Below are 17,730 nucleotides of genomic sequence, written 5' to 3' on the forward strand. Positions count from 1 at the left end.
GTTGGGCTCGGGGGGCGGGTTTGCGACCGTGCGTGAGCGATTTCAACCGCATAGCGGATGGAAGTGGCGGACAGGGAGGGATTTGAACCCCCGATACCCTTGCGGGTATGCCGCATTTCGAGTGCGGTGCATTCGACCACTCTGCCACCTGTCCGCGGTCGCACTTCGTCGAAGCGGGCTGGTTACTACACGCCACATCAGGCGGAGACAAGCCTTGGCAACGTCATAAATCGGCAAGCCTGACGTGCTTTTGCTTGACCTCGCCTAACCCAAGGACTATCGAGCCTCGTCCGGCGTGGGGAAACCCGCGCCCGATCTCTTTTGGCGTTCTGGTTTCGCGTTTCGCGTGCCGCACCCGACAGAGCAAACCAAACCACGCAACCGACTGCCAAAAAGCTGTCCCGCGTGCGCCTCCTCAAGGGGGCCATGACAGGGCAGGGCTGAACATGGAGAACAATGATGTTCGCAGTCATCAAAACCGGCGGCAAGCAGTTTCGCGTCGCCGCGAACGATGAAATCACCATCGCCAAGCTCGTTGGAGAGCCTGGCGACACCGTCGCCTTCGGCGAGGTGCTGATGCTGACCGATGGCGAGAAGTCGACCGTCGGCGCGCCCTTCCTCGGCGACATCACCGTCGCCGGCGAGATCGTCAAGCAGGCGCGCGGCGAGAAGGTCATCGCCTTCAAGAAGCGCCGTCGCCAGAACTCGAAGCGCAAGCGCGGCTTCCGCGCCGAGCTGACGATCGTGCGCATCACCGACATCCTCACCGGCGGCAAGAAGCCGGAGATGAAGAAGGGCGATGCTTCCGCCGTGGCTTTGAAGGCTGCTTCGCCCGCGACCAAGGGCAAGGCCGAGCCGAAGGCCGCCAAGAGCGCTGCCAAGACTGAGGGCCTCGACGCTTCGAACCTCTCGCTGATCTCGGGCGTCGGCCCGACCATCGAGAAGAAGCTGCGCGCCGCCGGCATCGCCTCCTGGAACGACATCGCCGCCTGGAGCGAGGCCGATGTCGCCAAATGGGACGAGGAGCTGAAGCTCCGCGGCCGCGCCACCCGCGAGGAATGGGTCGAGCAGGCCAAGGAACTCCTGGCCGGCAAGCCCCCGCGGGCCAAGGCGGACCAGGCCGAACTGGCGTCCGGCGAGGACTACTGACAGCTCCTGTCAGGCATCCCCGCAGTTTCATCTCCGAACCCGGTGGCTTTTGCCGCCGATTCGGGTTAAGCAGGCTACAGAGTTTTTGAGGTAGGGCGTTATGGCTCACAAAAAGGCAGGCGGTTCGTCCCGCAACGGTCGCGACTCCGAAAGCAAACGCCTCGGCGTGAAGCGCTTCGGCGACCAGGCGGTCGTTCCCGGCAACATCATCATCCGCCAGCGCGGAACCAAATGGCACGCGGGCGTGAATGTCGGCATGGGCAAGGATCATACCTTGTTCGCGCTCACGTCCGGCCGCGTCCGATTCATTACGAAGCTCGGCCGAGCTTTCGTGAACGTAGTCCCGGCCCAACAGGCCGCAGAGTAAACGGCGGATAGGGAATTTCCTCGATCCGCCGGTTCCACCGAACCGGATCGGATCAAGGGTCTAAACCCTAAGCGGGTTTCCCGAAGGTCAAGGAAAAGGGGAGGTGGGACAAAATCCCAGCTCCTTTTTTCGTTTGCGCCGACGGAGAGACCGATGTTCCCCGAATTGACCCGCGACGATGTCTTCCGGCTCGAGACCCGCCGTCTCTGGCTGCGCTGGACCCGCATGGCCGATGCTTCCGCCATCCTGCGTCTCGCGGGGGAGAAAGCCGTGGCCGAGATGACGGCCGCGATTCCGCATCCCTACCCGGTCGATGCGGTCGAGCCTTTCATCTTCGCGATGCGCAAGGGCAATGCGCTGGGCGAGCACCTCGTGCTGGCGATCACGCCGCGCGCCAAGCCCAACGAGCTGATCGGCATGATCGGCGCGCATAAGCAGGCGACGGGCATTCCCTTCATCGGCTACTGGCTCGGCACCCCGCATTGGGGCAAGGGCTTTGCGACGGAGGCCGTGCAGGCGCTGATCGACACGCTGTTCACGCTTGTCGACGTGCCGGCGATCGATGCCGATACGCGCGTCATCAACCCGGCCTCGCGCCGCGTGCTGGAGAAGTCCGGCTTCCGGCAGGAGGGCTCATTCCTCAAGTCGCTGCCGGCGCGCGGCGGGCTCTTCCCCTGCGAGCAGTTCCGGCTCGATCGCTCGACCTGGTCGGCGCTGAAGAGCTGGGGCTCGAGCGGCTGGGCACATGCGCCCGACTTCGCTCCCGAGGTCGAGGCGGCATCCGGCGAGCCCTGTCCGGCATGACGGTGTGAAGCCTGCTCCGGCATGAAAACAGGAAAGGCCCCGGAGTGATCCGGGGCCTTTCTCTTATGGCAGGCCTGACTCTCGCGGAGACAGACGCCCTTACCTCACGAAGTTCCCGCCTAGTTCGTCCTCGATATGGATGCGGATGATCTCCTCGAAGCTCGATTCGGCGGTGAAGCCGAGCGCGGTCGCCCGCTGCGGATCGAAATTGCGCGGCCAGCCCGCGACGATGCCGTCGATCACCGGATCGGGCACGCGCTTGATGCGCGCCACGACATTGTCGCCGGCGACCTTGCGCAGCGCCTCGATCTGCTCGGCGACGGTGCAGGAATAGCCGGGCATGGTCAGGTTGCGGCGCGGGCCGATCGCGGCTGTATCCATCGTCGCGGCGTGGGTGAGGAAGCCGACGGCCGAGCGCGGCGAGGCGTGCCAATGGCGCACCTGGTCGGAGACCGGCAACACGGCGTCGATGCCATTGAGCGGCTCGCGGAGGATGTTGGAGAAGAAGCCCGAAGCCGCCTTGTTGGGCGTGCCCGGCCTGACGCAGATCGTCGGGAAGCGGATGCCGACGCCGTCGAAGAAGCCGCGACGGCTATAGTCGGAGAGCAGCAATTCGCAGATCGCCTTCTGCGTGCCGTAGCTCGTCAGCGGCGTGGTGAAGAACTCGTCTTCGATCTTGTCGTGGAACGGCGCGCCGAACACGGCGACTGAGGAGGTGAAGACCAGGCGCGGCTTGTAGCCGTCGCCGGCCTTGCGGATCGCCTCGAAGAGATGGCGCGTGCCGTCGAGATTGATGCGGTAGCCCTTGTCGAAATCGGCCTCGGCTTCGCCGGAGACGACGGCGGCGAGATGCACGATCAATTCCGGGCGCGAGGCGATCAACCCTTCGGCCTCGCCTTCATTGGCGAGGTCGGAGACCACGGCGTCGAAGGTGAAGGGGCAGGCCGCAGGCGCAGTCGCGGCGACAACGTCCTGCGCCGTGACCTTGTCGATCGGCTTACCGCCGAGTTCGCCGCTATGGGCCAGCCGTTCGATGAATTTGCGGCCGACCATGCCGGCGCCGCCGAGAACGAGAATATGCATTGGGGTTCCTCTGGTGATTCTTCTGATGATGAATGGGTTCAGTTGGGCAGGCGGCCGCCGAGGTCATCCTCGATATGAACGCGGATGATCTCGTCGAAATCGCGTTCGGCCTGGAAACCAAGCGCCGTCGCGCGGGCGGTATCGAAACGGGTCGGCCAGCCGGCGACGATGTCGGTCACCGTCTTGTCGGGCGCGCGGCGGATCAGCTTCACCGCCCTGTCGCCCGCGACGCGGCGCAGTGCTTCGATCTGCTCGCCGACGGTGACGCAGACGCCGGGCATGGACAGGTTGATCCGCGGTCCCAGTTCCTCGCGTGCGAGCCCGGCCGCATGGATCAGGAAGCCGACCGCCGAGCGCGGGCTGGCATGGGTGAAGAGAGTGTCGTCGGCGACCGGAAGCAGAGCCTCCATGCCCTGCAATGGCTCGCGAATGATGCCGGAGAAGAAGCCGCCCGCCGAAGCGTTGGGCTTGCCCGGTCGCACGACGATGGAGGGGAAGCGGATACCGACGCCGTCGAGGAAGCCTCGACGCGCGTAATCGGCCAGCAGTAATTCGCCGATGGCCTTCTGCGTACCGTAGCTCGTCAGCGGCGCGACGTGGAATTCGTCAGGAATCGCAGCCGGATAGGGTGCGCCGAAGACGCCGCTCGATGTGGTGAAGACGAGTTTCGGCACATAGGCCCTGTCGCCTTTTCGGGCACTGCCGCCTCCATGGCGGATGGCTTCGAGGAGTGCGCGGGTGCCGTCGAGATTGACGCGGTAGCCCTTGTCGAAATCGCGCTCCGCTTCGCCCGAGATGATCGCCGCGTGATGGAAGATCAGATCCGGTCGCGGCGCGATCAATGCCGCGGCGATGGCGGGATCGGCGAAATCCTCAGTGCGCGCCTCGACGCGGCCGGCGAGTTCGGGAGGCAGGGCGGGAGACAGGGAAGGCGGGACGACATCGGTCAGCGTCAGCCGACTGATGCTGCGCCCGGCGATTCGTCCCTCGCGCGCGAGGCGTTCGGTGAGCTTGCGGCCGACCATGCCGGCCGCACCGGTAACGAGGACATGCATGGCTTCCCCTCGAGATTTCCTCTGCGGATGGCGTGCGTTGATCGCAGTTGCTCGATTTTGGGGGCGCAGGCCTGTCAGCCTGCGCCCGGATTTAGAGCAATTGAACGATCCAATCGGATCGCTCAATTGCTCCGGCCTTTTGTTTTAACGCGTTTTCTTCACGCGAACCGGTACCCACTTCGCTCGAAAAACGCTCTAGAGCTTCAGAGCGCGAAGCCGCCATCGGCGAGATGGATCTGGCCCGTGGTGTAGCTTGCCTCGTCGGAGGCGAGATAGACCGCAAGCCAGGCGATTTCCTCGGCCGTGCCGAGCCGGCCCATGGGCTGGCGATCGATGAAGGCTTGGCGGGCCGCGGCCTCGCTGGTCTTGGTCAGCGCAGCCAGATCCTTGATGCGGTGATCGAGCGAGGGCGACTGGATCGTGCCCGGGCAGATCGCGTTCGAGCGAATGCCCTTCTTGATGTAGTCGGCCGCGACAGCCTTGGTCAGGCCGATCACGGCTGCCTTGGTCGCACCATAGACATAGCGGTTCGGGATGCCGCGCACTGAGCCGGCGCCCGAGGCGATGTTGACGATCGAGCCCTTGCCGGCGGCGAGCATGCCGGGAACGAAGGCCTTGATCGTGCGGTGCATCGACTTGACGTTGAGGTCGAAGGAGAACTCCCAGGCCTTGTCGTCGCATTCCAGGATGGTGCCGTGATGCACGAAGCCGGCGGCGTTCACCAGAATGTCGATGGTGCCGATCTTCTCGGCGAAGGCCTCGACCGCCTTGGTCGAGAGCACGTCGAGCTTGCGCTTCTTCGCCTTCGGAATGCCCTCCAGCAAGGCGACATCCTTGTCGGTCGCATAAACCGTCGCGCCCTCGGCGACGAAGGCTTCGGCGATTGCGCGGCCGATGCCCTGTCCGGCCGCGGTGACGACCGCGACCTTGCCCTTCAAACGTCCTGCCATGGTATTTCGTCCCTGTTCAGCCGGCTTTTTGCAGTTGCTTGCGCATGTGAGTGAGCCGCCGGTCGGCCAACTCCTGGTGATGGGTGATCGTGTAGCCGAGCCGCTCATACCAGCCGATGCGCTGGGTCAGCTTGGCGTGGGTGTAGAGATGGACCGCGTCGAATTGCAGCGCCTGGGCGCGCTCATCGGCAAAGTCCATCAAGGCACGGCCGAGTTTGCGCCCGGCCGCTTCGGGCGCAACAGCGATGCTCCAGAGCGTGAACTTGCCGTCCTCGATCTCAAGCACGAGCGCAGCCTCAAGCCCGCTTGCGCCATCAGTCAGCCAGACTTCGTGCTCGGCGACGACCTGGGCGTAATCGGCGATGCGCGGCAGCGAAGGTACGCCGATGATGCTTTCATTGGGCGTGTAGGCTGCGTTCTTCAGCGCCAGGATTGCCGGAATGTCGTTCGTGGTGGCGCGGCGCAGCGGGACCGTGCCGGCGTGCGCCATCGGCTGGTTGAAGGCGGCAAGGGAGAGCTTCTGCGCGCCGTCGGCGTCGAAATTCTCCGGCGCGAGCCAGCGCCGGAAGCCCTGCGCGCGGACCGGCCATTCGCTGTCGAGGATCGAGAACCAGGCGGTGTCGCGGTTCTTGTCCTTGACCACCATGTGTTGGCGGAACAGCCCCTCATATTGGAAGCCGAAGCGCAAGGCGGCGCGCTTGGAAGGCTCGTTCAGATTGTTGCACTTCCATTCGAAGCGGCGATAGCCGAGCGAGAAGCCGTATTCGCCGCAGAGATAGATCGCCTCGGTGGCGACGCGCGTCTTCTGCAACACCGGCGAATAGGTGATGTAGCCGACTTCGAAGACGCCCTGCTCGGGACGGATCTCCATCAACCAGAGATGGCCCTTGGCCTTGCCGTCCGCCTTGTCGATGACCGCGAAGGGCACGATGCCGGCCTTGCTCGCCATCATCCCGAGCAATTCGCGATAGCTCTCGCGCGATTGCGGCGGATGGGCCGGCATCCAGTCCCAGATGTGGTCGTGGCCCTGGTTCACCGCCCAGATCTCGTCGAGATGGCGGGCGGGATCGATCGGCTCAAGTCGGCAATACTGGCCTTCGAGCACCTTGGCGGGTGGGAATGGCGGCGCCTTCCAGTTGAGCAGTGCCGTCATGGTTGGGTCGTCTCCCGCCAGCCGTTCAAATCCGTCGTCACCGTCCAGCTCGCGCCGAGTTCCGCGCGGATCGCCTCGGTGAGGGCTACGCCCTCTGCCTCCCAGGCCAATTGTTCGACGGCGTCGGGAAAGCGCGAGCGGGCTTCGTTGTCCTCTTCATAGATGGCGTCGAAGGCATCCATCCAGGCCTCCAGCCTGTCCGCAAGCTCCTCGGAAAGGCCGATATCCTCGGCATCGACCGGTTTGCGCTTGCCCTTGGCGTCGAGCGTCCAGAGGCCGCTCAGCCCGAGCCAGGCCGGTGCGATCAGCAGCGTGCCGCTCACGAATGCGCCTTCAGGTCGCGCGCCTTCAGATCGGCGGTGAAGAACGGGTTCAGCGGCGCGGACGGGCCATTGCCGGCAAATCCCTTGAAGCTGCCCTCGTCGCGGATCAGGCGCGTCGCCTCGATGAAGGCGGCCCAGGCTGCGCGCGCCAGAGCTCCGCCGATCGAGATGCGGCGGATGCCGAGCGCGGCGATCTCCGGCACGGTGAGGCCGAAATCGCCATAGATCAATTGGTTGACCGGCTTGCCCCCGGCAGCCGTGACGATCGTCGCGATCTGTTCCTTTGTCTTCGGGCCGGGCGCATAGAGCACGTCGGCGCCGGCTTCGGCATAGGCCGCGATGCGCCGCGCCGCTTCGTTCAGCGCATCGGGGTGGCCGGTGAGGAAGCATTCGGCCCGCGCCGTCAGCACGACGCCGGAGCCGGTCTCGTCGACAGCGCGCCGCGCCGCCTTGATGCGCTCGACCGCCAGTTCGAACGGGTAGAGCGGTTCATCCGGCCGGCCGGTCGCATCCTCGATCGAGAGGCCGGCGATACCGGTCGCGATGCAAAGCTTGGTGTTGGCCGCGACGCCGTCGGGCGTATCGGCATAGCCGTTCTCGAAATCGGCATTGACCGGCAAATCCGGCACCGCCTTCACCATCTCGGCGATATGGGCGAGCATCATGTCGCGCGGCACGTCCTGGTCGGCGCGGCCTTGCGTGAAGGCGAAGCCCGCGCTCGTCGTCGCCAAGGCCTTGAAGTCCTGGCCGCGCAGCCAGCGTGCGGAACCCAGATCCCAAGGGTTGGGCATCACGAAGCAACCGGCCTCGTGCAGCTTGCGAAAGGCGTCGACCTGAGGGGAGTAGCCCATTTTAAATCGTTTCAAATCGGCTTGTTCTTCGGGCCGCCATACTGTCCGGCAAGAGCGCTCTTGTCAGCCCTTCCTTTCATGCGCAAGCGCTCGCCCCGAATGCGCCTCAGGCATGAGCCTCAATAGGCGAGGATCAGATTATAGACGCTGCGTTCGAGCACCGGGCCGCTCAGGCGGTTCGCGATGGATTTGAGAGCTGCCGTCAGGCTGGCGCCATCGGTTCCGCTCACCATCGCGGCGGCGTGCCTGACCGACAGGGCCGGATCGGGCGCGAAGGCGGGATGAGGCGCGGTCTCCTGCGAGCCTCCGATGCGCAGCGCGGCGATGCCGCTATGCCCGATCATCGCCGCGAGAGCCGCGATATCGTCCTGTAGGCCGTCCTCTTGCATGCCGTCCTCTTGCGCCACCCAGCGCAGAAAGCCGAGATGGCTGCCGCAGCCGGCGCCGAAACGGGCGCGCTCGCGATAGACGAAGCGTCGGAAGTCGCCCATCAGCGGGCGCATGAGGCGCGAGGCCGGCGTCGGATTGCCCAGCAAGTGGCGATATTCGGGCGTGTCCAGCGCGTCGGGGCTGTCGAGATCATAGAGCGTCAGGAAGCGGCGTTCCTGTCCGCGTCCGCGCACGAAACGCCGGCCGCCAAGAAAGCCGGGCATGGTCAAACGCTCCGGCACATGCTCGAAGCTGTGCCAGGCCTCGTAATCTGCGAGCGCAGCTGGCTCGACCGAGTTGGCGATGACGAGGAAGCCGGCTCCGCGCCAGTCCATGCCGGGTTCGTTCGCGGTCACGGCCGCAGCATGATCTTGGAGGCGGAGCGGCTCTTGGCGCGCGCGAAGGCAGCCGGCGCCTCCGCCAGCGCGACCTCCTCCGTGATCATGTGCGAGACGCGCGCGCCATGGGCGGCGAGGTAGCCAAGCACGCGCGGCCATGTCGCCAAGGGCGCGCGATAGGAGCCGCGGATCTGCTGGTGGCGCCTGACCAAACTCGTCAGATCGACAGCGGCTGGGCTGGCATGGATACCGCAGATCGTCAGCACCCCGCGCAAGGCGAGCAGATCGAGCGCCTCGCCGACAAGCGTCGGCACGCCGGCGGCCTCGATGATCCGATCATAGGACAACGGCAAGCCGGCCCGTTCCAGGCCTTTGCGCAGCGAGGTGCCGACCGTGTCGAGCGTATCGACGAAGCCCATTTCGCGCAGGGTCGCCAGGCGCGCGGCGTCGTTATGTCCGGCGATGACGATGCGGCTGGCGCCGGCCGCCTCAGTGAAGAGCGCGATGCCTTGGCCGATCGTGCCGGGGCCGATGATGAGCACGCTGTCGCCTTGCGTGACTCCGGCGGTATCGACAGCCTCGGCCGAGACGGTCATCGGCTCGGTCAATGCGGCGAGCGCATCGGACAGTGCCTCGGGCACCGGCACGCAGTTCTCGGCAGGTACGCAGGCAAGAGCGGCGAAACCGCCGTCGCGCATGATGCCGATGCCACGCCGCGTGACGCAATCCTCCGCTTGCCCGCCGCGGCAGCGTTCGCATTGGCCGCAGACGACGGAGGGCCGGATGACGACCCGGTCGCCGATGCGCAGATCCGAGACTGCCTCGCCCAGACGGGCCACCCGGCCGGCGAATTCATGGCCCATCGTCACCGGCATCGCCTGCGCCATCGCGGCATAGCCGGCAGTCCAGTCGGCAATGTGGAGGTCGGTGCCGCAGATGCCGGCGGCTGCGACCGCGACGACGACCTCGCCGGCTCCGGGCGGGGCCGGTTCGGGAACGTCGCACAGAGCGATCCCCGGCTCGGGCGCGCGTTTTCGCAGTGCAAGCATGCCTTGCTCCTTGTCAAAGGTGCGGCTTATTCGGCCTTGATGCCGGCCGCCTTGATCACTCCGGCCCAGGTCTGCGCATCCTTGGCCATGAAGCTTGCGAGCGCTTCGGTGGTGTCGGGCGCAGGTTCCGCACCGATCTCGATCAGCCGGGCGGCGATCTCCGGCTTGGCAAGGGCGCCGTTCACCGCCGCGTTGAGGGTCGCGACCACGGCGGGCGGCGTGTTCTTCGGCGCGACCAGCGCGACCCAGGCGGAGAGGTCGTAGCCGGCATAGCCCTGCTCGGCGACGGTCGGGACATCGGGCAGCAGGCTCGTGCGCTTGGCCGTGGTGACGCCGAGCGCCCGCAAGGTGCCTGCCTTCACATGAGCGGAGGCGCCAGCCAGCGTCGAGAACATCACGTCGATATTGCCGCTCATCGCATCGGTCAGGGCCGGGGCCTCGCCGCGATAGGCGACATGCAGGACCGGAGCGCCGGAGACGAGCCCGAAGACCTCGCCGGCGAGATGCGCCACGGTGTTGGCGCCGCCCGAGCCGAAGGTGATCGGCGTGCCGCGCGTCTTGCCCAGCGCCTCGAGCTCCTTCATCGTCTTGACCGGCAGCTTCAGGCCCGAGGTCACCACGAAGGGCAGCTTTGCGATCATCGCCACAGGGACGAGATCGGTCTTCCAGTCGAAGGGCAGGTTGCTGCGCAGTGCCGGATTGATCACCATGGTGGTGGGGGCCGCGAGCAGCGTGTAGCCGTCGGGCTCGGCCTTGGCGACGGCCTGCGAGCCGAGCACCGTGCCGGCGCCGCCGCGGTTCTCGATGAGGAGGCGCTGCTTGAGGATGTCGCCGGCGGCTTCCGCCACGACGCGCACCACGACATCGACGCCACCGCCCGCCGCAAAGGGCACGATCAACTGCATCACGCGTGTGGGGTAGGCCTGTGCCAAAGCGGGCCGCGCTGTCGCGCTCGCCAGGATCGCCAGGGCGCCGGTCAGGGCCGCGCGGCGTGAGATCGTGTCGGCCCCATGGGCGCCGTTGCATTCGGTCATGATCATCCTCCCCCGGATCGGTTCTATTTTTTCTGGCGGCGAGAAAGCCAGCGATGGCGAGTTGCCACAAGGGCGAAATCTGGAGTGCGCCATAGCCTCAGGCTATGGTTTGGCGCTGAGTTTTTCTGCCTGTTGTCGCAAGGCCATCTCGAAATGCTGCATCAGCTGGCTGCGCGCACGCTCGATTAGCCGATGCAGATAGATGTCGTAGGGCGGGGGATGATCGAGCCGTCTGACCGCGACCCTGCTCCGGTCGGCTGCGAGTGCGCTGAACGCATCGACGATTGCGACGCCGATTCCGGCTTCCGCCAGGCCGATCGCGGTTTCGGCGAAGCGCGCGACATGGGTGCGCGTTGGGGTGATGCCGCCCGCCCGCAATACGGCGTCGACCGCGAGGCCGTGCACGGAATGCGGCTCGAACACGATGATCGGTCGGTCAATCAGGCAGGACGGTGCCAGCGGGCCGTCGCCGGCCGGCAGCCAGCCCGTTGGGGCGACCGCCATGACCGGAGCCTTGGCGACAGGCACGCTGCGGATACCGGCATGCAGGATCGGGAACAGGGTGACGGCGCATTCGCCCTGGCCTGAGAGCAGATAGTCCATCACCTGGCTGACGAAGAGGATATCGACATGCAGGCTGAGACCCGGATGCTCCTTCAGCAGATCGGCCGTGGCGAGCGGGACCAGGAGCCGCCCGACGCTGGGCGAGGCTCCCAGGCGCAGAGAGCCGCCATCGGCGCGGGTGATGCGCAATGCGCGGGCGAGCGCACCCTCCATCTGCTCGAAGGCGAGATCGACCTCGCCGAGCAGCCGGTGCGCCTCCGCCGTCGGCACGAGCCGGCCGCCATGCCGGTCGAAGAGGGCGAGCGCGCAAACGTCCTCGATACGCCGGATCGTCTTGGTCACGGTCGGCTGGGCGATGCGCAGCTCCCTGGCGGCGCCGACCACGGTGCGGCAGCGCATCAGCGCCCGGAACACCTCGATCTGGCGCAGCGTGAGCTGCATGGCGCAGGCCTCCGGCGACGTTGAAGCGTTCCTGCACGGAAACACCGGGTTATCCCGGACAAGCCGCCCTCGGGTCCGGCCTTCGACCGGCCCAAGGACAGGCTCCTCGGCGCCGATCCGGGATCCATCATAGGGCTCTGTCGTGTCCTACGATGGATCCCGGGTCTGCGCTTCGCTTGCCCGGGATGACGGTTTGGTTCCCCGTGATGCCGTCGACGTTCAGTGATTATCGCGCGGCACGCCGAACTTCTTGTGGATCTTCTGGTACTTGACCGCCGGCTTCAGCACCATGCCCTCGGAGAGTTCGCCGACGATCTTGCGCTGGATCTCCTGCCAGGGCGTCTGGCTCTTGGGGTATTTGTAGCCGCCGGCGGCCTTCAGCGCGACGCGGCGCTCCTCGAGTTCCTTGTCGGAGATCAGGATGTCGGCCGAGCGCTTGTTGAGGTCGATGCGGACCTTGTCGCCGGTCCTGAGCAGGGCGAGCCCGCCGCCCGTCGCCGCTTCCGGCGAGGCGTTCAGGATCGAGGGCGAGCCGGAGGTGCCCGATTGCCGGCCGTCGCCGACGCAGGCCAAGGCGGTTACGCCCTTCTTGATCAGGTAGTCCGGCGGCCGCATGTTCACGACCTCGGCCGCGCCGGGATAGCCGATCGGCCCGACGCCGCGGATGAACAGGATCGAGTGCTCGTCGATGGCGAGCGCCGGGTCGTCGATGCGGTGGTGGTAGTCCTCCGGCCCGTCGAAGACGATCGCCTTGCCCTCGAAGGCGTTGGGGTCCTTCGGGTTCTCGAGATAGCGCTTGCGGAATTCCGGCGTGATCACGCTGGTCTTCATGATGGCGGAATCGAACAGATTGCCGCGCAGATTGAGGAAGCCGGAATGGGCCTTCATCGGCTCGTCATAGGCCTTGATGACGCGACGATCCTCGGCGAAGAAGCCCTCGCAATTCTCGGCCAGCGTCTTGCCGTTGGCGGTGATGGCGGGCTTGATCTTGCCCTTGGCGACGAGTTCGGCGACCACGGCGGGAACGCCGCCGGCGCGGTAATAATCCTCGCCGAGATATTCGCCGGCCGGCTGCAGGTTCACCAGCAGCGGGATGTCATAGCCGATCGCGGTCCAGTCCTCGTTGTCGAGGGGAACGCCGATATGCTTGGCGATGGCGTTGACGCTGATCGGGGCGTTGGTCGAGCCGCCGATGGCGGAATTCACGACGATCGCATTCTCGAACGCCTCGCGCGTCATGATCTTGGACGGGATCAAATTCTCCCAGACCATGTCGACGATGCGCAGGCCGGTGAGATAGGCCATTTCATAGCGGTCGCGGTAAGGCGCGGGGATCGCGGCCGCGCCGGGCAGCGTCATGCCGAGCGCCTCGGCGATCGAGTTCATCGTCGTCGCCGTGCCCATGGTGTTGCAATGGCCGGCAGAGGGAGCCGAGGACGCAACCAGGTCGACGAAGCCCTTATAGTCGATCTCGCCGGCCGCCATCATCTGGCGCGCCTTCCAGACGATGGTGCCCGAACCCGTGCGCTCGCCACGGAAATTGCCGTTCAGCATCGGGCCGCCGGGCAGGGCGATCGCCGGGATATCGACGGTCGCCGCCGCCATCAGCTGGGCCGGCGTGGTCTTGTCGCAGCCGGTCGTCAGCACGACGCCGTCGAGCGGGTAGCCGTAGAGGATCTCGACGAGGCTGAGATATTGCAGGTTGCGGTCGAGGCTGGCGGTCGGGCGCTTGCAGGTTTCCTGGATCGGGTGGATCGGAAACTCGAAGGGCACGCCGCCGCGCTCGCGGATGCCGTCACGAACGCGATGGGCGAGCTCGATATGGTGGCGGTTGCAGGGCGCAATGTCGGAGCCGGTCTGGGCGATGCCGATAATCGGGCGGCCGGACTGCAATTCGTCGCGCGACAGGCCGAAATTCATCGTGCGCTCGATGTAGAGCGCCGTCATGTCGGCATTGGCGGGATTGTCGAACCAGGCCTTCGAGCGCAGCTGTTCGGGCTTGATCTTGCGAACCGGCTTCTTGCCGGCAGGTGTTTTGGCCATCCTCGTCTTTTCCTCTCGCGCGGCGCGGCGCTGATGGCCGCTTGCCGGTCTCTTTAAAACGATTTGAGACACGCAACTTTGCCGATGATCCGCGGCGCGGCAAGAGGCCTGGACGCAGATAATCATACTATTGAGCGTTGCTGCATACAGCATGCAGGAGCGCCCGCCAATGTCGAACGCTCGATCTCGTGAACGCGCAGGAAAGGCCCGGCGACCCGGGGTGACAAGTGTCAGGCGTGCAGGGGCGGACCAGCAGCTGGCGCAATCGCGCGGCTCGCATGCGCCACTTGCATTGCGTGACTTGTGCATCGCGCGACTTGCATCGCACGCGGCTTTCCGGCCAAGACAAGCCTAAGGCCCCGATGAGAGCGGGCCGCATCGACCTCGACCCGTCCTAAGGAAACGCCGTCATGACGCTCCATGTCGTCCCATCCTTCGCCCGCATCGGCGAGGAGAACGCCTTCGCCGTGCTGGCACGCGCGACCGAATTGCAGCGCCAGGGCAAGGACATCATCAATCTCGGCATCGGCCAGCCCGATTTCCCGACGCCAGACCATATCGTCGAGGCGGCGGTGAAGGCTTTGCGCGACGGCCATCACGGCTATACCCCGGCCAATGGCATCCTGCCGCTGCGCGAGGCCGTGGCGGCCGATCTGCACAAGCGCTTCCAGGTCGAGGTCTCGCCGGAGGCGGTGATGATCGTGCCGGGCGGCAAGGTCACCATGTTCATGGCGATCCTGATGTTCGGCGAGCCCGGCGCCGAGATCCTCTATCCCGATCCCGGCTTCCCGATCTATCGCTCGATGATCGAATATACCGGGGCGACGCCGATCCCGGTGCCGGTCCGCGAGGAGAACGGCTTTGCCTTCTCGGCGGAGGAGACGCTCTCGCTGATCACGCCGAAGACGCGGCTCCTGATCATCAATTCGCCGGCGAACCCGACTGGCGGCGTCACGCCGAAAGCGGAAGTCGACAAGCTCGTCGCCGGGCTGGCTGATTTCCCCGATGTCGCGGTGATGTCGGACGAGATCTACGACCAGATGCTCTATGACGGCGAGAAGCATGTCTGCCTGCTGAGCTATCCGGAAATTCGCGACCGCCTGATCCTGCTGAATGGCTGGTCGAAGACCTATGCCATGACCGGCTGGCGCATGGGCTTCTCGGTCTGGCCCAAGCCGCTCTATGAGAACGCCCGCAAGCTTGCGGTGAACTCGCATTCCTGCGTCAACGCTCCCGCGCAATGGGCCGGGCTTGCGGCCCTGACCGGCCCGCAGGATGCAGTCCACATGATGCTGGCCGAGTTCGACCGGCGCCGGAAGGCCGTGGTCAAAGGGCTGAACGCCTTGCCCAACGTCTCCTGCGCGGTGCCGAAGGGCGCGTTCTACGCCTTCCCCAATGTCTCGCAGACCGGCTGGAAGGCGAAGAAGCTGGCTTCCGCCCTGCTGGAGGAGGCCGGCGTCGCCACCATCGGCGGCCCCGATTTCGGCGTGTATGGCGAGGGCTACATCCGGCTGTCCTATGCGAACTCGCTGGAGAATATCGAGCGGGCGCTGGTGCGGATGGACGAGTTCCTCAAGAGCGCGAAGGCGATCTGAGCATGATCACCTGCCATCTGCGCTATATCGTCGACCCCTACCAACTGCCGGCCTTCGAGGCCTATGGCAAAGCCTGGATCCGTCTCGTCGAGAAATTCGGCGGCAAGCATCACGGCTATTTCATGCCGTCGGAAGGCACATCGAACGTGGCTCTCGCCATGTTCAGCTTTCCGTCCTTCGCCGCATATGAGACCTATCGCGAGGCCTCGTTCAAGGATGAGGAGTGCCTGTCCGTGGTCGCGCAGAACGATCAGCACCGCTTCATCATCAGCTATGAGCGCTCCTTCTTTCGGCCCGTCTTCGAGGACGACCAGGGCGTGCGCCGCGCGCCCTGAGCCTGGTGGGCCGACATCGAAGCATCGCCCCGAACCCGGACGTCCCGGCGCCCATCGCTGCGCCTCTTCTGAAGACCACCGAACGCTCGCGGATGCGGGCCGGGAGCTTGGCCATATGAGCTATCTTTATCTCGCGATCGCCATCGTCAGCGAGGTCATCGGCACCTCGGCCCTGAAGGCGTCGAACGAGTTCACGCGGCTCGTGCCCGCGCTGATCACCGTGCTCGCCTTCGCGAGTGCGTTCTACTTCCTGTCGCTGACCTTGCGCACGATCCCGGTCGGCATCGCCTATGCGATCTGGTCCGGCGTCGGGATCGTGCTGATCAGCCTGATCGCGCTCGTGCTGTTCGGCCAGAAACTCGATGCCCCGGCGATGATCGGCATGGCCATGATCGTCGCCGGGGTGATCGTCATCAACCTGTTCTCGGAATCCGCAGCCCACTGAGCCGCCAGTCGTCATTGTGAGGCGCGCGAGAGCAGGATGCGAAAAAGTGGGAACCGGTTTTTCGCATCCTGCTCTCACTCTTAGATGAGAGACGGATTCAGGTGTCAGATGGGATCACTTTGTGATTCCAGCTGAAATCATCCGGCTCTAGCGGCACAGCAGTTCAGCGCGTCACGCACCCGGAGTGACGGTTTACCGAGCGGATGGCGCTCACTCCGCGGCCAAAGGCAGCCGCCTGACGAGCCCCGGCACCAGCCGCACCTTCCGCGGCGCCGCCAGCCAGACCGCTGCCGCCGAGATGAAGCAGCAGGCGATCGCCAGCAGGAAAGCCAGGCGATAGCTGCCGGTCGCATCGTGAATCATCCCGGCCAGCCAGGGCCCGACAGCGCCGCCACCGAGCAGTGCTACCGTGACCGTCCCGAAGATCGCCCCGAAATGTGGCCCTTCGAAAATTTCGGCGACGATCGCGCCCATCACCGAGGCGAGCGCGTAACCCAGAAAACCCTGCGCGATTACCATCACATAGAGCAGGATGGGCGACGGCCTGTGCTCCAGCGCGATCAGCGCGGCATAGCAGATGGCGAAGCCCAGGCAGCCCACCATCCAGATCCATTCGCGGCCGATGCGATCGGACAGGGCACCGAGGCCGATCTGACCGGGGATCGCGACGGCGCTGACCAGTCCGAGCGCCCAGGCGGCCGTGAGTGGGGTGAAGCCGACCTCGATCAGGTATTTGGTTTGATGGACCTGCACGGCATACCAGGCAACCAATGCGCAGAAATAGCCGAGCATGATCCACCAGAGGCGCGCGGTCCGCAGTGCCCGCGCCAGCGTCCATTCGACTGCGACCCAGGCCGGATCGACCACGGCCGCCGCATGCCGCGCCGCGCCGGTTCCAGCCGAGCCGGTCTCGCCATCGGGGAGGGCGCCGAGATCCTGGGGTCTGCGGCGGACCAGCAGATTGAGCGGACCGAGCAGAAAAAGCACAAGCAGGCCCATGATCCAACAGGCGGCGCGCCAGCCCTCCCGGCTGATGATCGATTGCAGCCAGGGCAGCAGCAGCACCGCACCGACGCCGACGCCGGAAAAGGCGATGCTGATCGCAAAGCCCCGGCGGCGCACAAACCAGTTCGGCAGGAACAGCGACTGTGCCGAAAAGCTCATCAGATTGGCGCCGCAGCCGACGAGCACGCCGAGCGTCAGGTAGAGCTGCCAGGCCGCGCTGATCGCGGGCGCGACCAGCATGCCCGCTGCCAGCATCGCCACGCCCGTCTCGATCACGACGCGCGGGCCATGCTTGTCCATGACGCGGCCGACGAATGGACTGGTCACTGCCGAAAGCAGGAAGCCAAACGAAAAGGCGCCCGATGCGAGCCCGCGATCCCAGCCGAACTCGTCGATCAGCGGCGGCAGCAGCAGCGAGAACGCCGTGCGCGCACTGACGGCGACCGCCATGGTGACGAAGGCGACGCCGATGACCACCCAGCCATAGTAGAATGGCAGGCGTGCCGACCAATGCGGGGAGGGGGGCTGCATATCGCATAGGTTGGCCCGGTCAGCCGGATGGTCAATCCGTGCTCGACGCACCTCGGATCTGCGTCGGCGGCTAGAGCCGGATGATGTCAGGTGAGATCACTTGGTGATCCCATCTGACATCTGAATCCGTCTCTCATCAAAAAGTTAGAGCAGGATTGGTGCGAAAAACCGGTTCCCGCTTTTTCG

Annotated in this window: 18 protein-coding genes and 1 tRNA gene; 6 read left to right on the plus strand and 13 right to left on the minus strand. The window is 65.6% G+C overall.

The features are described from left to right. Positions 1-64 precede the first annotated feature (64 nt). Positions 65-154 (minus strand) — tRNA-Ser (locus tag RMR04_RS01585). Between the two features lie 305 nt (positions 155-459). On the opposite strand from RMR04_RS01585, the gene RMR04_RS01590 reads away from it, so the two are divergent. The 3 genes from RMR04_RS01590 to RMR04_RS01600 all read left to right on the plus strand — a co-directional run bounded on the left by RMR04_RS01590 (position 460) and on the right by RMR04_RS01600 (position 2,320). Beyond that, positions 460-1,149 carry a 50S ribosomal protein L21 gene (locus RMR04_RS01590; RefSeq protein WP_311912622.1) on the plus strand — a complete coding sequence of 230 codons (690 nt, stop codon included), beginning with the start codon at positions 460-462 and terminating at the stop codon, positions 1,147-1,149. A 100-nt stretch (positions 1,150-1,249) separates the two neighbouring features. After that, entirely contained in the window at positions 1,250-1,516 is a 267-nt protein-coding gene (gene rpmA / locus RMR04_RS01595) for a 50S ribosomal protein L27 (protein ID WP_092171825.1), read from the plus strand. Between the two features lie 153 nt (positions 1,517-1,669). Further along, positions 1,670-2,320 carry a GNAT family N-acetyltransferase gene (locus RMR04_RS01600; RefSeq protein ID WP_311912623.1) on the plus strand — a complete coding sequence of 217 codons (651 nt, stop codon included), beginning with the start codon at positions 1,670-1,672 and terminating at the stop codon, positions 2,318-2,320. Positions 2,321-2,419: 99 nt separating this feature from the next. Here the strand turns inward: RMR04_RS01600 and denD (RMR04_RS01605) are convergent, their stop codons facing one another. From denD (RMR04_RS01605) to RMR04_RS01655, 11 genes are all read right to left on the minus strand, one after another. Then, positions 2,420-3,403, minus strand: coding sequence for a D-erythronate dehydrogenase (gene denD, locus RMR04_RS01605; RefSeq protein ID WP_311912624.1), 984 nt, complete (start codon positions 3,401-3,403; stop codon positions 2,420-2,422). A 38-nt stretch (positions 3,404-3,441) separates the two neighbouring features. After that, complete coding sequence (gene denD, locus RMR04_RS01610) at positions 3,442-4,458, minus strand: D-erythronate dehydrogenase (RefSeq protein WP_311912625.1); 1,017 nt, start codon at positions 4,456-4,458, stop codon at positions 3,442-3,444. 203 nt (positions 4,459-4,661) lie between these two features. Next, positions 4,662-5,408 (minus strand): SDR family oxidoreductase, encoded by a 747-nt coding sequence (locus RMR04_RS01615; protein WP_092171812.1) that lies wholly within the window; start codon positions 5,406-5,408, stop codon positions 4,662-4,664. A gap of 16 nt (positions 5,409-5,424) precedes the next feature. Next, positions 5,425-6,561: a GNAT family N-acetyltransferase gene (locus tag RMR04_RS01620; protein ID WP_311912626.1), complete on the minus strand. Its 1,137-nt coding sequence runs from the start codon at positions 6,559-6,561 to the stop codon at positions 5,425-5,427. Further along, positions 6,558-6,884: a hypothetical protein gene (locus RMR04_RS01625; RefSeq protein ID WP_311912627.1), complete on the minus strand. Its 327-nt coding sequence runs from the start codon at positions 6,882-6,884 to the stop codon at positions 6,558-6,560. Before RMR04_RS01625 ends, RMR04_RS01620 begins: the two co-directional genes overlap by 4 nt. Further along, positions 6,881-7,735, minus strand: a complete 855-nt coding sequence (locus tag RMR04_RS01630) for an isocitrate lyase/PEP mutase family protein (protein ID WP_311912628.1) — start codon at positions 7,733-7,735, stop codon at positions 6,881-6,883. Before RMR04_RS01630 ends, RMR04_RS01625 begins: the two co-directional genes overlap by 4 nt. Before the next feature lie 119 nt (positions 7,736-7,854). Then, positions 7,855-8,520, minus strand: coding sequence for a hypothetical protein (locus tag RMR04_RS01635; protein ID WP_311912629.1), 666 nt, complete (start codon positions 8,518-8,520; stop codon positions 7,855-7,857). Beyond that, the gene (locus RMR04_RS01640; protein WP_311912630.1) at positions 8,517-9,551 is read right to left on the minus strand and encodes a zinc-dependent alcohol dehydrogenase; all 1,035 of its coding nucleotides are present in this window, start codon (positions 9,549-9,551) and stop codon (positions 8,517-8,519) included. Before RMR04_RS01640 ends, RMR04_RS01635 begins: the two co-directional genes overlap by 4 nt. A gap of 26 nt (positions 9,552-9,577) precedes the next feature. Then, on the minus strand, positions 9,578-10,585 hold the full coding sequence (locus RMR04_RS01645) for a Bug family tripartite tricarboxylate transporter substrate binding protein (RefSeq protein ID WP_311912631.1): 1,008 nt from the start codon (positions 10,583-10,585) through the stop codon (positions 9,578-9,580). Positions 10,586-10,687: 102 nt separating this feature from the next. Further along, positions 10,688-11,590, minus strand: coding sequence for a LysR family transcriptional regulator (locus RMR04_RS01650; RefSeq protein WP_311912632.1), 903 nt, complete (start codon positions 11,588-11,590; stop codon positions 10,688-10,690). 219 nt (positions 11,591-11,809) lie between these two features. Further along, a complete protein-coding gene (locus RMR04_RS01655) occupies positions 11,810-13,633 on the minus strand; it encodes an IlvD/Edd family dehydratase (protein WP_311912633.1) in 1,824 nt (607 codons plus the stop codon). A 410-nt stretch (positions 13,634-14,043) separates the two neighbouring features. Here RMR04_RS01655 and RMR04_RS01660 point away from each other — a divergent pair, with 410 nt between their 5' ends. From RMR04_RS01660 to RMR04_RS01670, 3 genes are all read left to right on the plus strand, one after another. Further along, positions 14,044-15,228, plus strand: a complete 1,185-nt coding sequence (locus RMR04_RS01660; RefSeq protein WP_311912634.1) for a pyridoxal phosphate-dependent aminotransferase — start codon at positions 14,044-14,046, stop codon at positions 15,226-15,228. Between the two features lie 2 nt (positions 15,229-15,230). Beyond that, the gene (locus RMR04_RS01665; protein WP_311912635.1) at positions 15,231-15,563 is read left to right on the plus strand and encodes an NIPSNAP family protein; all 333 of its coding nucleotides are present in this window, start codon (positions 15,231-15,233) and stop codon (positions 15,561-15,563) included. Positions 15,564-15,678: 115 nt separating this feature from the next. After that, positions 15,679-16,008, plus strand: a complete 330-nt coding sequence (locus RMR04_RS01670; RefSeq protein WP_311912636.1) for an SMR family transporter — start codon at positions 15,679-15,681, stop codon at positions 16,006-16,008. A gap of 210 nt (positions 16,009-16,218) precedes the next feature. On the opposite strand, the gene RMR04_RS01675 is transcribed toward RMR04_RS01670, so the two are convergent. Next, a complete protein-coding gene (locus RMR04_RS01675) occupies positions 16,219-17,544 on the minus strand; it encodes an MFS transporter (protein WP_311912637.1) in 1,326 nt (441 codons plus the stop codon). Between the last annotated feature and the right edge of the window lie 186 nt (positions 17,545-17,730).

Source organism: Bosea sp. 685, from assembly GCF_031884435.1.
GTDB lineage: Bacteria > Pseudomonadota > Alphaproteobacteria > Rhizobiales > Beijerinckiaceae > Allobosea.

Excerpts from the sequence above, each read along its gene's own strand:
- RMR04_RS01590 (WP_311912622.1), top strand. The coding sequence starts at position 460 with ATGTTCGCAGTCATCAAAACCGGCGGCAAGCAGTTTCGCGTCGCCGCG.
- rpmA (WP_092171825.1), top strand. The coding sequence starts at position 1,250 with ATGGCTCACAAAAAGGCAGGCGGTTCGTCCCGCAACGGTCGCGACTCC.
- RMR04_RS01600 (WP_311912623.1), top strand. The coding sequence starts at position 1,670 with ATGTTCCCCGAATTGACCCGCGACGATGTCTTCCGGCTCGAGACCCGC.
- denD (WP_311912624.1), bottom strand. The coding sequence starts at position 3,403 with ATGCATATTCTCGTTCTCGGCGGCGCCGGCATGGTCGGCCGCAAATTC.
- denD (WP_311912625.1), bottom strand. The coding sequence starts at position 4,458 with ATGCATGTCCTCGTTACCGGTGCGGCCGGCATGGTCGGCCGCAAGCTC.
- RMR04_RS01615 (WP_092171812.1), bottom strand. The coding sequence starts at position 5,408 with ATGGCAGGACGTTTGAAGGGCAAGGTCGCGGTCGTCACCGCGGCCGGA.
- RMR04_RS01620 (WP_311912626.1), bottom strand. The coding sequence starts at position 6,561 with ATGACGGCACTGCTCAACTGGAAGGCGCCGCCATTCCCACCCGCCAAG.
- RMR04_RS01630 (WP_311912628.1), bottom strand. The coding sequence starts at position 7,735 with ATGGGCTACTCCCCTCAGGTCGACGCCTTTCGCAAGCTGCACGAGGCC.
- RMR04_RS01640 (WP_311912630.1), bottom strand. The coding sequence starts at position 9,551 with ATGCTTGCACTGCGAAAACGCGCGCCCGAGCCGGGGATCGCTCTGTGC.
- RMR04_RS01645 (WP_311912631.1), bottom strand. The coding sequence starts at position 10,585 with ATGACCGAATGCAACGGCGCCCATGGGGCCGACACGATCTCACGCCGC.
- RMR04_RS01650 (WP_311912632.1), bottom strand. The coding sequence starts at position 11,590 with ATGCAGCTCACGCTGCGCCAGATCGAGGTGTTCCGGGCGCTGATGCGC.
- RMR04_RS01655 (WP_311912633.1), bottom strand. The coding sequence starts at position 13,633 with ATGGCCAAAACACCTGCCGGCAAGAAGCCGGTTCGCAAGATCAAGCCC.
- RMR04_RS01660 (WP_311912634.1), top strand. The coding sequence starts at position 14,044 with ATGACGCTCCATGTCGTCCCATCCTTCGCCCGCATCGGCGAGGAGAAC.
- RMR04_RS01665 (WP_311912635.1), top strand. The coding sequence starts at position 15,231 with ATGATCACCTGCCATCTGCGCTATATCGTCGACCCCTACCAACTGCCG.
- RMR04_RS01670 (WP_311912636.1), top strand. The coding sequence starts at position 15,679 with ATGAGCTATCTTTATCTCGCGATCGCCATCGTCAGCGAGGTCATCGGC.
- RMR04_RS01675 (WP_311912637.1), bottom strand. The coding sequence starts at position 17,544 with ATGCAGCCCCCCTCCCCGCATTGGTCGGCACGCCTGCCATTCTACTAT.